The organism is Pelagibius sp., from assembly GCF_965249265.1.
In the GTDB taxonomy this organism is placed as follows: domain Bacteria; phylum Pseudomonadota; class Alphaproteobacteria; order Kiloniellales; family Kiloniellaceae; genus Pelagibius.
On the sequence record NZ_OZ252224.1, the window covers coordinates 2,110,400 to 2,123,361 of the forward strand.

At 62.2% G+C, this 12,962-nt stretch carries 11 protein-coding genes; 6 read left to right on the top strand and 5 right to left on the bottom strand.

Annotated elements, in window-relative coordinates:
- Positions 1-8: 8 nt before the first annotated feature.
- The 4 genes from sseA to nudF form a co-directional block, all read right to left on the bottom strand.
- Positions 9-878: a 3-mercaptopyruvate sulfurtransferase gene (sseA, locus tag ACP146_RS10090; RefSeq protein ID WP_422366627.1), complete on the bottom strand. Its 870-nt coding sequence runs from the start codon at positions 876-878 to the stop codon at positions 9-11.
- 36 nt (positions 879-914) lie between these two features.
- Complete coding sequence (locus tag ACP146_RS10095; RefSeq protein WP_422366628.1) at positions 915-1,622, bottom strand: alanyl-tRNA editing protein; 708 nt, start codon at positions 1,620-1,622, stop codon at positions 915-917.
- 23 nt (positions 1,623-1,645) lie between these two features.
- Entirely contained in the window at positions 1,646-2,656 is a 1,011-nt protein-coding gene (locus ACP146_RS10100; RefSeq protein ID WP_422366629.1) for a cysteine synthase A, read from the bottom strand.
- 90 nt (positions 2,657-2,746) lie between these two features.
- On the bottom strand, positions 2,747-3,358 hold the full coding sequence (nudF, locus tag ACP146_RS10105; protein WP_422366630.1) for an ADP-ribose diphosphatase: 612 nt from the start codon (positions 3,356-3,358) through the stop codon (positions 2,747-2,749).
- A 277-nt stretch (positions 3,359-3,635) separates the two neighbouring features.
- Here nudF and ACP146_RS10110 point away from each other — a divergent pair, with 277 nt between their 5' ends.
- The 6 genes from ACP146_RS10110 to ACP146_RS10135 all read left to right on the top strand — a co-directional run bounded on the left by ACP146_RS10110 (position 3,636) and on the right by ACP146_RS10135 (position 12,486).
- A complete protein-coding gene (locus ACP146_RS10110) occupies positions 3,636-4,859 on the top strand; it encodes an alpha/beta fold hydrolase (RefSeq protein ID WP_422366631.1) in 1,224 nt (407 codons plus the stop codon).
- Positions 4,860-5,428: 569 nt separating this feature from the next.
- Positions 5,429-7,135, top strand: a complete 1,707-nt coding sequence (locus ACP146_RS10115) for an ABC transporter substrate-binding protein (protein WP_422366632.1) — start codon at positions 5,429-5,431, stop codon at positions 7,133-7,135.
- Positions 7,136-7,298: 163 nt separating this feature from the next.
- Complete coding sequence (locus ACP146_RS10120; RefSeq protein ID WP_422366633.1) at positions 7,299-8,246, top strand: ABC transporter permease; 948 nt, start codon at positions 7,299-7,301, stop codon at positions 8,244-8,246.
- Between the two features lie 9 nt (positions 8,247-8,255).
- On the top strand, positions 8,256-9,143 hold the full coding sequence (locus ACP146_RS10125; protein WP_422366634.1) for an ABC transporter permease: 888 nt from the start codon (positions 8,256-8,258) through the stop codon (positions 9,141-9,143).
- Between the two features lie 11 nt (positions 9,144-9,154).
- On the top strand, positions 9,155-11,266 hold the full coding sequence (locus ACP146_RS10130) for an ABC transporter ATP-binding protein (protein WP_422366635.1): 2,112 nt from the start codon (positions 9,155-9,157) through the stop codon (positions 11,264-11,266).
- 146 nt (positions 11,267-11,412) lie between these two features.
- Positions 11,413-12,486: an SPOR domain-containing protein gene (locus ACP146_RS10135; RefSeq protein ID WP_422369640.1), complete on the top strand. Its 1,074-nt coding sequence runs from the start codon at positions 11,413-11,415 to the stop codon at positions 12,484-12,486.
- A gap of 51 nt (positions 12,487-12,537) precedes the next feature.
- Here the strand turns inward: ACP146_RS10135 and ACP146_RS10140 are convergent, their stop codons facing one another.
- Positions 12,538-12,783, bottom strand: a complete 246-nt coding sequence (locus tag ACP146_RS10140) for a hypothetical protein (RefSeq protein WP_422366636.1) — start codon at positions 12,781-12,783, stop codon at positions 12,538-12,540.
- Between the last annotated feature and the right edge of the window lie 179 nt (positions 12,784-12,962).

Consider the following 12,962-nt stretch of genomic DNA (forward strand, 5'->3'; position numbering starts at 1 on the left):
GCTGGGCGTTACGGCTTTGCTGCCGGGCCGGTTTCGATGGGCGTGTCGCCGGGCCGCCCCCAGTCCGACCAGGAGCCATCGTAGACCGCGGTGTCGCGATGCCCCAGGCGATGCAGCGCCAGGGCCAGCACGCCCGCGGTAACGCCCGAGCCGCAGGAAGCGACCACCGGCTGCTTCAGGTCCAGCCCCTCGGCCTCAAAGCGTCGGCGGATTTCATCCTTGTCCAGGAAGGTCTGGCTGCTTTGGTCGATGATCTCCCCAAAGGGCAGGTTCAGGCTGCCGGGGATGTGGCCGCTGCGCATACCTTCGCGCGGTTCCGGATCACTGCCTTCGAAGCGCCCCCTGGCGCGGGCGTCGATCACCTGTTCGCTGCCGCGCCCCAGATTGTCGACCAACTGCTCGCGGTCGCGCAGAAGAAAGCTGTTGGCGCGCGGGGTGAAGTGCCGTTCCTCGTTGCTTTCCGGGCCCTCGGCCACGCTGCGCCCTTCATCCAGCCACTTGGGCAGGCCGCCGTCCAGCACCGCGACCTCCTGGTGTCCGAAGTAGCGGAAGGTCCACCATGCCCGCGGCGCGCTCCAGATACCGCGCTGGTCGTAGATCACCAGACGCAGGCCGTCGCCGAGTCCGAGACGGCGCACCTTGGAAGAGAAGATATGGGGCGGCGGCAACATGTGGGGCAGGTCGCTGTCGGGGTCCGCGATATCGTCGATGTCGAAAAAAACGGCGCCTGGAATATGCTGCGCTTCGAACTCGCGGCGTGGATCGAGCCCCTCGCGCGGCAGGTAGTAGCTCGCATCCACGACACGCAGGTCGGGCGCGTTCAGGTTCTCGGCCAGCCAGTCCGTGGTAACGAGGGCATCCTTGTTGAAATCGACCATTGCCGGAAACACGCTCCCTAGAGGCTTTTGCTGATTCTATTCTTCCAGAAGGATATTGATGCGGCGGTTCTGCCGCCCTTTGTTTTCGATTTTTCCGATTCTCACGCTGCCGATCTCGCCGGTGCGCTGCACGTGGGTGCCGCCGCAGGGTTGCAGATCGATCCCGGCGATGTCCAGCAGGCGGACGCGGCCGCCGCCGGCGGGCGGCTTCACCGACATGGTGCGGACCAGTTCCGGCTGCTGCTCGAGTTCCTCTTCGCTGATCCAGCGCGGCGCGACCGCATGGTCTTCGCCGATCAGTCGGTTCAGTTCGGCGGTGATGTGTTCCTTGTCGAGCTGGGTATCCGGCAGATTGAAATCCAAACGGCCCTTGCCGTCGCCGACCTGTCCGCCGGTGACATCGCCGGTGACAACCGAACAGAGCAGATGCATGCAGGTGTGCATACGCATGTGGCGATGCCGCCGCTCCCAATCGATCTCGGCGGTTACCTGGGTGCCAACGGCGGGCAGGGGGCTGCCTTCTTCGGGGATGTGGAGCACATCCTCGTGGGTTTCGCCCTTGCGGGCGTCGGTAATGCGCAGCTTCGTGCCGTCGTCCAGGGTCAGGAAGCCGCTGTCACCGGGCTGGCCGCCGCCGGTGGGGTAAAACACCGTCCGATCGAGGCGCAGCCCCTCCGGTCCGGCGAAGGTCACCCTGGCTTCACAGCGCTTCAGATAGGCATCCTCCCGAAACAACAGCTCCATGTCTCACGTCTTCCCTTTGGTCTTCAGCTTCGCCAGGAAAGCCATTCCGGCACCGGCAGACCTTTTTCGCGCAGAAAGGCCGGATTGAACAGCTTGCTCTGATAGCGCAGGCCGCCATCGCAGAGAATAGTAACGATTCGATGGCCGGGACCCAACAGCTTGGCGAGCCTGACCGCGCCGGCCACGTTGATGCCGCTGGAGGCGCCGAGACAAATTCCCTCGTGCTCAAGAAGGTCGAAGACGATGGGGATCGCCTCCTTGTCGGAGATTTGGAAGGGCTCGTCGATCTCCGCACCTTCGAGATTGGCGGTAATCCGGCCCTGGCCGATGCCCTCGCTGATCGAACTGCCTTCGGCCTTCAGCTCGCCGTGGCGGTAGAAGTGGAACAGCGCCGCGCCCATGGGGTCGGCCAAGCCGATTTTGATATTCTTGTTGCGCTCCTTCAGGGCCGCGGAGACCCCTGCCAGAGTGCCGCCGGTGCCGACCGCGCAGACAAAGGCGTCCACCTTGCCGTCGGTCTGGTCCCAGATCTCCGGCCCCGTGGTTTCGTAGTGGCCGCGCCGATTGGCAATGTTGTCGAACTGCTGCGCCCAGATCGCGCCTTTGGGATCGCTCTCGTCCAGTTCCTTGGCCAGGCGCTCCGACACATGGACATAGTTGTCCGGATCGCGGTAGGGAACCGCGGGCACTTCGCGAAGCTCGGCACCGGAGATTCGCAGGATGTCTTTCTTTTCCTGGCTCTGGGTATCCGGAATGACGATTACCGTGCGGTAACCGCGGGCGCGGGCAACCAGGGCGAGGCCGATGCCCGTGTTGCCGGCCGTACCCTCGACGATGGTGCCGCCGGGGCGCAGGGTGCCTCGCTCCTCGGCGTCCTTTATGATGGCCCAGGCGGCCCGGTCCTTCACCGAACCGCCGGGATTGAGGAACTCGGCCTTGCCGAGGATCTCGCAGCCCGTTTCCTCAGAGAGCTTACGGAGGCGAATGAGGGGCGTATTGCCGATTGCGCCGACAAATCCGTCGCTGACGTCCATGACTTTCTGTTCCTTGCTGGAGGGATGACCGACCCTAAAAACACCAAAACTGTGGGTTATTAAGATTATTAGGCAGTATGCTACCGTAGATTATTTCCAAATACGCATAATTTCGGTGTGATTCAAGGCCAGCCATTGCAGCGCGACGACAGCGGTGAAGTTACAGATCGCCCCCTCGGCCAGCTTTTGCAGGGCTTCCGCGCGCGGCAGCGCCAGGACCCGGATGTCTTCGCCCTCGTGGTCCAGGCCATGAATGCCGCCTGCCTTGCTGGCATCGACCCGTCCGCAGAACAAGGTCAGGCTCTCGGAACTGCCGCCGGGCGTTGCCAGGTAGCTGCCGATGGGGTGCAGTTCCCCGACCTCGCAGCCGGCCTCTTCCAGCGCTTCCCGCCGCACCACGTCCTCCGGCGTTTCGCCGGGATCGATGATTCCGGCGACGATCTCTATCAGCCAGGGCTCAAAGCCGGCGGCATGGGCGCCGAGGCGGAACTGCTCGATCAAAACCACGTGATCCAGTCGCGGGTCGTAGAGCAGCACGGCGGCGGCATGGCCGCGCTCAAAGATCTCGCGGCTCATCTCCTGCGTCCAGCCGCCATCGAACTTGCGGTGACGCAGGCGGTAGCTGTCGACCTGGAAGTAGCCCTTGAAGGGGGTGTCTTTGGCGATGATCTCGATGCGCGGGTCCTGCGCGGCTTTGCTCATACTGGGAAATCCTGGTTTTCGTCGGGGTGAGGGGCCGGGTATCTGGTTTGCTGTAACGCCGAACGGTTTTCCGGCATCAGGTGATGATCGACCCGGGTGAGTTTGGCCGAGTGAAGTTAGCCGGGCGACATTAGCCGAGCGGCCGGCGCGAACCCAGTGACTTTGAACCGATAAACCCGGCCCTTTGTGCGGATTGCGGATTGGCGGCCTTGCCAAGACGCGAAGCGGCATGTTCCGATCCCTGCAATCGGGCGCACCCTTGATGGAGACGGCTTTTATGGCCATGAAGAGCGAAAAACTGACCTTTCCGGGATCCGGCGGCGAGATGCTGGCGGCGCGGCTGGAGCTTCCCGCCGGACCACCCAGGGCCTATGCGCTCTTTGCTCACTGCTTTACCTGCACCAAGGACATCTTCGCCGCCTCGCGGATTGCCGGAGCCCTGGCCGAGCAGGGGATCGCCGTGCTCCGCTTCGACTTCACGGGGCTGGGAGCGAGCGAGGGCGATTTTGCGAACACCAACTTCTCTTCCAATGTGGGCGACCTCGTGCGTGCCGCCGACTTCCTGCGCGAAACCCGTGAGGCGCCGAAACTGATCATCGGCCACAGCCTGGGCGGGGCGGCGGTATTGGCGGCGGCGGGGCAGGTGCCGGAAGCGGTGGCCGTGGCAACCATCGGTGCGCCTGCGGAGCCGGCCCACGTCGCCCACCACTTCACCGAGGCGCGGGAGGAGATCGACGCCAGTGGCGAGGCGGAGGTGCTGCTGGTCGGCCGGCCCTTCAAGATCAAGAAGCAGTTCCTGGAAGATATCGAGGCCCAGCGCCTGGAAAAGGCAATTGCCGACATGAAAAAGGCGTTGATCGTGTTTCACGCGCCTCGCGATCAGACCGTTGGTATCGAGAACGCCGGCAAGATTTTTGCTGCCGCCAAGCATCCCAAGAGTTTCGTTTCCCTGGACGATGCCGACCACCTGCTGAGCCGCAAGGTCGACGCAATCTACGTCGCCAATGTGCTGGGTGCCTGGGCGGCCCGCTACCTGGGAGATCTGGATACGGCCGAGACGCCCGCCGCGAAGGCAAACACGGTGGTGGTGGAGGAAACCGGGGAAGGGCGCTTTACCCAGGCCATCGCCGCCGGTCCGCATCGCTTGCGCGCCGACGAGCCGGAGAGCTATGGGGGCCTGGATTCCGGTCCGTCACCCTACGACCTGGTGCTGGCGGGTCTCGGGGCCTGTACCTCGATGACCCTGCGCATGTATGCGGAGCACAAAAAACTGCCGCTGGACAAGGTCAAGGTCACGCTTTCCCACGAGAAGGTCCACGCCGTCGATTGCGCGGAGTGTGAGACCAAGGAGGGCAAAATCGACCGGATCGAGCGGATTGTCAGCATAAAGGGCGATCTCGATGCCGAGCAGCGGCAGCGCCTTCTGGCGATTGCGGACCGCTGCCCGGTCCACAAGACGCTGGAGAACGAGGTTCAGGTCGTCACAAAGGCCGCGGATTGACCAAAGTCAGTGTTTCCCTGTCACAAGCGTCATCGCGCCATAGGGTCGTTTCTGGCCTAGTGACTGTCGCAAAGCTACAACTCGCGGGTTTCGGCGGGCGATAAAGTTTGCTAGGCTTTTGGCTGAAAAGAGAAAAAGAAAGCCGAGCCGCCGCCACGCAAGAATTGGCGGTGTATAAGAAAAAAGAGAAGCTTTAGAGGAACAGGGAAAATCCAGGGTTTGTGGACAACCGCTGACAGTTTTGGGTCGGCGGGGAGAACAGGGTGCAGTTTGGTGCGCTGGACTGCCGTGTCGGGCGAATGGTTGCAATGGGCTGACCCTAAGAGTTGTCTGTCGCCGCCAGCCCTGAACCATAGCGCAGACTCTGACAATAAGGATAACGACCACCCGGCGTACCCTGCGGGCGATAAACCAATGCGAATGAGGCGGATGCGTCGGCGCGAACGCCTTTCAGCCCGAGGAGACGGCTCTTCGGGTCAAACAGTAACAGATGGAATACACCGGGCCGTGATCCGGCAGGGCAGTGCCTGCGGCAGGCTCCGTACTAGCTTCACCAGGGAGACTTTCAGATGACAAAAGAGTTGGAAACCATCAACGGCAAGCCGCTTCATCCCGGCGTCGATCAGCTCTGCGAGCAATACAAGAGCGGCAAGATGGACCGCCGCGAGTTCGTGCGCCTGAGCGCCTTCCTCGGTGTTTCGGCGGCATCAGCCTATGCCTTTGCCGGCGATCCGACGGGCGGCCTCTTCAAGGAAGCTGCGGCGGAGACCCCCAAGAAGGGCGGCGTGCTCCGGGTGGCGATGCAGGTTCAGCAGATGACCGATCCGGCCACCTATGACTGGACCGAAATGTCCAACCAAGCGCGCCACATCGTCGAGTACCTGACGATCACCGGAAACGACAACGTGACCCGGCCCTACCTGGCGGAAAGCTGGGAGGCCTCGGACGATCTGAAGACTTGGACCTTCAAGCTGCGCCAGGGCGTGAAGTGGAGCAACGGCGACGACTTCAACGCCGATGACGTGGTTTTCAACTTCACCCGTTGGCTTGACCCGGCAACCGGTTCTTCGAACCTCGGCCTGTTCTCCGCGATGACCGAGGAATACGACACCGGTGAGAAGGACGACGCCGGCCAGCCCAAGATGGGCAAGCGCATGGCGGAAGGTGCGGTTGAGAAAATCGACGATCACACCGTGCGTGTGAACTTGAACTCGCCGGTCCTGTCGATGCCGGAGAACCTCTATAACTACCCGACCGCCATCGTGCACCGGAACTTCACGAAGGACGGCGGCGATCTGTCGAAGAACCCCGTCGGCACCGGTGCCTTCGAACTGGCCGAATTTGCGGTCGGCGAAAAGTGCGTTCTGCGCCGCCGCCAGGAACCCTATTGGGGCGGCGAGGTCTACCTCGACGAGATCCAGTACATCGACACCGGCTCGGACGCTGCCGCCGGTATCGCCGCGCTGGCATCGCGTCAGGTCGATGCGGTCTACAATCTCGATATCTCCACCATCGAAATCGCCGAACGGGTTCCCGGGGTGTCGATCTCTCAGGTGGTTACCGCGCAGACCGGCGTGATCCGCATGAAGGTGACTGAGGCGCCTTTCGACAACATGAAGGTGCGCCAGGCGCTGGTGATGGCTGCCGACAACGAGCAGATTCTGAAGCTGGCTTACCGTGATCTGGGCGCGGTCGGCGAAAATCACCATGTTGCCGAGGTACACCCGGAGTACGCCAAGCTGCCGCCGTTGAAGCGGGACGTAGCCAAAGCCAAGGCACTGCTGGCGGAGGCCGGCTATCCGGACGGCATTACGGTCACCTGCAACGTCGGCAACACCGAAGGCGCCTGGGAGCAGGACTCCCTGCAGGTCCTGAAGGAGCAGGTTGCCGAGGCCGGCATCAATCTTGAGATCAACGTGATGCCCGCGGCCCAATACTGGGAAGTATGGGACAAGGCGCCCTTCAGCATCACCTCCTGGACGCACCGTCCGCTGGGCACCATGGTCCTGGCCCTGGCCTACCGCTCGGGCGTGCCCTGGAATGAGTCCAGCTACAGCAATCCGGCGTTTGATGCGGCACTTGTCGAGGCCGAGTCGATCCTGGATGTGGAGGAACGCCGCAAGTCCATGGCCAAGGTCGAGAAGATCCTGCAGGACGATGCGGTGATGGTGCAGCCGTTCTTCCGCTCAGTGTTTACGGCCGCGACCGAGAACGTGAAGGCCTACAGTACTCATCCGACGCGCTATCATCAGTTCAATAGCGTTTGGATGGCTTGATCGGTCGAGGGCCGCAGCACGGGGGGTGCTGCGGCCCTCTTCACTTGCAGTGGGTGGGCCCCGCTGCGCCGCTTCGTATGACCGGGACGGTCTGGTAACGTGTCACGCGGCAAAACGTGATACATGGCGGGTCGCGTCGGGGGGACGGGAAGGCTAGGAAGCGATGCTGATTTTTATTGCGCGACGGATAGGCACCATGGTCCTCACCATGCTTGTCGTGTCGCTTCTCTTGTTCTTGTTGCTGGAAATCAACGTCGAAGGTGTTGCCATCAAGGTGCTTGGGGCCTACAGCTCCGATCAGCAGCGCGAGATCTGGCTTGAGACCAACGGCTACTTCGACCCTCTGCCGGTGCGCTACGCCCGCTGGCTGGGCAACGCGGTGGTCGGCGACTTCGGCGACTCGGTCCGCTTCAAAGTTCCGGTTTCGGAGATTCTTCCGGGCCGGATCTGGAACACCGCCATTCTCGGATTCTGGGCGCTTCTGATTGCCTCCATCATTGGATTGTTTCTCGGCGTCATCGCCGGCATGCGCGAGGGCTCGGGCCTCGACCGCACGGTGTCGGTCGGCTCCATCGTCACCACCTCGGTGCCGGAAATCGCCTCAGCGCCCCTCCTGGCGGCGCTGTTCGTTTTCTACCTTCCGCAAACCATCGGCTGGGGCCTGCCGGGAACCAGCTCCATGGCCGGGGGCTTTGACTGGGTTCAACTGATCCTGCCGATTACCGTGCTGGTGCTTTACGACTTCGGCTACATCGCCCGTATGACGCGGGCGTCGATGGCCGAGGTCATGATGACCCACTACATACGCACCGCCGTTCTCAAAGGCCTGCCTTATGGCACGGTGATTCGAAAACACGCGCTGCGCAACGCCTTGATCGCCCCCTTTACCGTGATCATGCTGCAGATCAACTGGCTGTTGTCCGGCGTGATCGTGGTTGAGGTGTTCTTCGCCTACAAAGGCTTTGGGTCCTTACTCTTGGAGGCTTCGCTCAATCAGGACATCTTCTTGATCGAGGCCTGCGCCATGGTGGCCGTTTTCGTGGCGGTGGGAACCCAGACCCTGGCCGATATCGGCTACACCTATCTCAATCCCCGTATTCGGTTCAGCTAGGAGGGCGCGATGACAGACCAAGCCATTTCCGCACCGCGCCGCGAATCCTCGTTGTTGCGTCTGGTCAAAGGGGCGGCGCTGATCCGCGAAAGCTGGGTCGGTATGGTCGGCCTCGCCATCATCGTCTTTTGGGTTCTGGTGGCCCTGCTTGCCGATGTCCTGGCGCCGTTTCCGCCCAATGCGACCGGGGCCGCGATGACCCTGCCGGGCGGACCGGCCGCCGATGGAAGCAGCGTCCACTGGTTGGGCACGGACCATCTTGGACGGGACATCCTGTCGCGCATCATTCACGGTTCGCGCCAGGTGCTTCTCTATGCGCCTCTGGCGACCCTCTGCGCCTACATCGTCGGCATCCCGATGGGGCTTGCCGCCGGCTATCGCCGCGGCCTGACCGATGATGTCCTGTCTTTCATCGCCAATGTGATCCTATCGTTCCCGGTGCTGGTGCTCTACATCATCATCATCGCGACCATCGGCGCTTCAGGCTTTAACATCGTCATTGCCGTTACCTTCGCTTCGGCGCCCGGCATCATGCGTATTGTGCGCGGCCTGGTGCTGGATCTGCGCAATCGTGAGTATGTCTTCGCGGCGGAGACCCGGGGCGAGTCAGCCTGGCGCATCATGATGATCGAGATCCTGCCCAATGCACGGGGCCCGCTGATCGTCGACTCCTGCCTGCGGTTGGGTTACGTGATCATCACTATCGGAACGCTCGGTTTCCTGGGTTTGGGCCTGCCGCCGCCCGATCCGGACTGGGGCGGCATGATCACCGAAACACGGTCGTTCATCACCTTCATGCCGCATATGGTCGTATTCCCCTGTCTGGCGATTTCGTCGCTGGTTCTGGGTTTCAATCTGCTGGCCGACGGCCTGCGTGAAGTCTCGCTGCGGGATTAGGAGAGAGCGCCATGGAAAACGGCAGCAGCAGCTACGACGGTCCGGTGCTGGAATGCAGGAATCTCTGCATCTCCTATTTCACCCGTGCCGGCGAGATCCCGGCGGTCATCGACTTCAACATGACTCTGAACCAGGGCGAGTCCATCGGCCTGGTTGGTGAGTCCGGTTGCGGCAAGTCGACGGTCGCCATGGCAATCATGCAGTACCTCGGCAAGAACGGAGCGATTGTCGGCGGTGAGGTGTTCTACAAGGGCCGCGACCTCACGACCTTCAGTCCGGAGGAACTGCGCCAGCTCCGCGGCAACGAGATCGCCATGGTCTATCAGGAACCCATGGCCTCGCTGAACCCCAGCATGACCTTGGGACGTCAGTTGATGGAGGTGCCGCTCTGCCACGAAGACATTTCTGAGCAGGAGGCTTATGACCGGGCGGTAAAGATCCTCGCCGATGTGAAGCTGCCTGACCCGGAGCGGATCATGAAGGTCTATCCGCACCAGATTTCAGGTGGTCAGCAACAGCGTGTGGTCATCGCCATGGCGCTGCTCTCCAACCCCTCGCTGCTGCTGCTCGACGAGCCGACGACAGCGCTCGACGTTACGGTCGAAGCGGGCATCGTTGAGCTGATCGGCGAGATCGCCGGCAAGTTCAACACCTCGATGGTCTACATCTCGCACAATCTGGGCCTCATCCTTGCGACCTGTGACCGCTTGAACGTTATGTACTCCGGCGTGGTGGTGGAGCACGGTTCCGTCGACGAGGTCTTCGACCACATGCGCCATCCCTATACCAAGGGATTGTTCGGCTGTATTCCCTTGCCCGGTGCGGACAAGACTGCTCATCCGCTGGTGCCCATTCGCGGGCAACTGCCGCTGCCGCATCAGCGGCCCCCCGGCTGTTACTTCGGACCGCGCTGCGACTTCTTTGAAGCGGGAACCTGTGACCAGGAAGGCCTTGGTATGACTGAGGTCCCGAACGAACCCGGGCACACCGTACGCTGCCGCCGCTGGCAAGGGATCGATTGGGACAGCTACCAGCCCGAAGGCGTCGGCGCCGGCGAGATGGAAGCCGGGGAGGTGGTGCTCTCCATCGACAATATGAAGAAGTATTACGAGATTACCGACAACTCCATTGCGGCCATGGTCAAGGGCAACCGGGTTCGCCATGTGAAGGCCAATGAGAGCATCTCGTTCGAGGCCCGGTCCTGTGAGACCGTGGCTATCGTCGGCGAGTCGGGCTGTGGCAAATCGACCTTCGCCAAGGTGCTGATGGGCCTGGAGACAGCCACCGAAGGTAAGGTGATGTTCAACGGCAAGGACATCTCCCAGGAAGAGGTGCAGAGCCGCACGCCTGAGCAGATCGGCTCCATGCAGATGGTGTTCCAGAACCCCTTTGATACGCTGAACCCCAGCCACACCGTCGGCTCGCAGCTGGCCCGCGTGATCCGCAAGTTCGGCGTCGAGGCCGATAAGGACAAAATCGACGCCCGGGTTATGGAATTGTTGGATCTGGTAAAGCTGCCGCGCGACTTTGCGAAGCGGCGGCCGCGCCAGCTTTCCGGCGGACAGAAGCAGCGCGTCGGCATCGCCCGGGCCTTCGCCGGCAATCCCTCGACCGTGGTGGCGGACGAACCTGTTTCGGCCCTTGATGTTTCGGTGCAGGCGGCGGTGACCGGCCTGCTGATGGACATTCAGAAGACCTACCGCACGACCCTGATCTTCATCAGTCATGACCTCAGCCTGGTGCGCTATCTGGCAGATCGCGTCGTGGTCATGTACCTCGGCAACATCGTGGAGCAGGGGACGACGGACGAGGTCTTCTCGCCGCCTTATCATCCCTACACCGAGGCGCTGCTTTCGGCAGTTCCCATCGCCGACACTTCGATCGAGAAGAAGCGGATCATTCTTGAAGGAAACCTGCCTTCGGTGACCAATCCGCCAAGCGGCTGTCCTTTCAACACGCGCTGCCCACGAAAGATTGGGGCGATCTGCGAAACCGAGGCGCCGCCGGTCTATGAACCCAGTCCCGGTCATCAGATCGCCTGTCATCTGGCGGTTGAGGACTTTGAGTCTATGCAGCCTGTGATCGTTCAGGTGGATGAACCTGCGAACCCCGCTGCAGAATAGCGGTTCGCAGGACACTGCGGCTTAACAGGGTTAATGCTTCTGTGCCTTTTGGTTGGGTGCGAGCACCCCTTGTCGGCGGCGCTTTAGGGTCGTACCTTCCGGTCATGGAAATGGGGGTTCTCATAAAGCGCTGCCGCTTGGCCCTGATGCCCGTGCTGGCCATAACGGCGGGCAGCATCGGGCTGACTGCCTGCACCATCGAGATGGGGCCGCCGCCCGAGTCCGATCCGCCGCTGGTTGCTGAGAGCCAGAGGCCGCCACCGCCGCCACCCCAGCCGACGGAGCCGCAGGCCTGGTCCAAGGATTTGGATTTCGATGCCGGCGGCGAGCTGAGCGTCAGCCGCCAGCAGATGGCCGAGGGACTGGTTGCCGCTGACGAGGACCGCGCCTACAGCGGCGAGCGGCTGACCTTTGAGAGTGCGGAGTCGAGCGAGCGGCCGCCCAGCCAGGCGGAGCTTATCCGGGAAAGAGCCCGCAAGCGTCTATTGGAGGCCCAATCCGTTTCGGCCGGGTCTCCCGCGGCCACGCCTGCCATCGCACCGCCTGCAGTGGTTGCTGCGCCGGTGGAGCCGGTCAGCGCCGAAGCTTTGCCGGAACAGACCCAGAGCGGCGACCGGACCGATGGGAACACCGAAGAGCCGCTGAGCACGGCGGCAGGCCCGACCGTGCCATCAGACCAAGCGGTAGAGGCGCCTCAAGTGGCAGAAGCGCCCGCGGTTGTGCCTGATGCGGCGGAGAATGAGAAGCTGGAGTCCGCAGTTGCCGATGGTACGGGGCAGGCGGAGGTATCGGTCCCGGCGGCTTCCGAAACGCCGCTGGAAGCCGCTGCACCGCCGGCAGCCAGTCTGGCGCCCACTGAGAAGCTCACAGGGGACGGCAGCGCCCCGAAAGGCCCAGAGGCGGGCTCAGAGGCCGAGCAAGTGGCTGCACTCTCTCTGGAGCCCTGGGATGCGCCTGACGGCACCATCCTGGTGCAGGTATCGGCGATCCGTGATCGCCAGCAGATCGCCGAGGAGTGGCAGCGGCTGAAACAGGGATATCCCGCGGTCTTTGCCCCGTTGCGCCTGGTGGTGGACGAAGCCAAGCTGGGCGATCGCGGTGTGTTTTTCCGGGTTCAGGCCGGCGGCTTCAGCAGTGAGAATCAGGCCGAGGAGGCCTGTTCGGCACTGACCGATCAGGGCCAGTCCTGTTTTGTCGTGGAGCGGGCTGTCGGCGGGTGAGGATGGCTGCCGGCCTGGTTCAGGCCAGTGTGGGGTGAGACCGGTGGCCGGCTAGTGGGTGACCCGGATTTCGCTATCGGTCACCATGGCAAAGGGCACGCGCATCGCCACCAGTTTCCACTCAGGGCCGCGTCCCTCCGCCCAATGGCGAAACTGCTGCTTGGCGCGGTGCACGACTTCTTCTTCGCTTTGCTCGTGCGTGCTGACAACCTGCTGGTAAATCTCCAGATGTATCTGATGCTCGTCATCGTCAAGCTGAAGCTTTACGTCGTACTTGGGCATGGAAATTCGCCCCATCCTTGATATCATCGACCTTCTTGATGATGTCCCAGGACCTCTTGAGCATTCGTTAAATGACGCATACCCTCTTTCGCGTATATGGTTAATGTTTACTTAAGTCAGAACTGCTATTTCCCGGTTGGTTGTTCAGAAATCCTGTGAAGCTTTGAGAAACCGGGTAAATGCGAGAGAACGGC

Coding starts and splice junctions, on each gene's coding strand:
- ACP146_RS10125 (WP_422366634.1), top strand. CDS start 8,256: ATGACAGACCAAGCCATTTCCGCACCGCGCCGCGAATCCTCGTTGTTG.
- nudF (WP_422366630.1), bottom strand. CDS start 3,358: ATGAGCAAAGCCGCGCAGGACCCGCGCATCGAGATCATCGCCAAAGAC.
- ACP146_RS10100 (WP_422366629.1), bottom strand. CDS start 2,656: ATGGACGTCAGCGACGGATTTGTCGGCGCAATCGGCAATACGCCCCTC.
- sseA (WP_422366627.1), bottom strand. CDS start 878: ATGGTCGATTTCAACAAGGATGCCCTCGTTACCACGGACTGGCTGGCC.
- ACP146_RS10140 (WP_422366636.1), bottom strand. CDS start 12,783: ATGGGGCGAATTTCCATGCCCAAGTACGACGTAAAGCTTCAGCTTGAC.
- ACP146_RS10120 (WP_422366633.1), top strand. CDS start 7,299: ATGCTGATTTTTATTGCGCGACGGATAGGCACCATGGTCCTCACCATG.
- ACP146_RS10135 (WP_422369640.1), top strand. CDS start 11,413: ATGCCCGTGCTGGCCATAACGGCGGGCAGCATCGGGCTGACTGCCTGC.
- ACP146_RS10130 (WP_422366635.1), top strand. CDS start 9,155: ATGGAAAACGGCAGCAGCAGCTACGACGGTCCGGTGCTGGAATGCAGG.
- ACP146_RS10115 (WP_422366632.1), top strand. CDS start 5,429: ATGACAAAAGAGTTGGAAACCATCAACGGCAAGCCGCTTCATCCCGGC.
- ACP146_RS10110 (WP_422366631.1), top strand. CDS start 3,636: ATGGCCATGAAGAGCGAAAAACTGACCTTTCCGGGATCCGGCGGCGAG.
- ACP146_RS10095 (WP_422366628.1), bottom strand. CDS start 1,622: ATGGAGCTGTTGTTTCGGGAGGATGCCTATCTGAAGCGCTGTGAAGCC.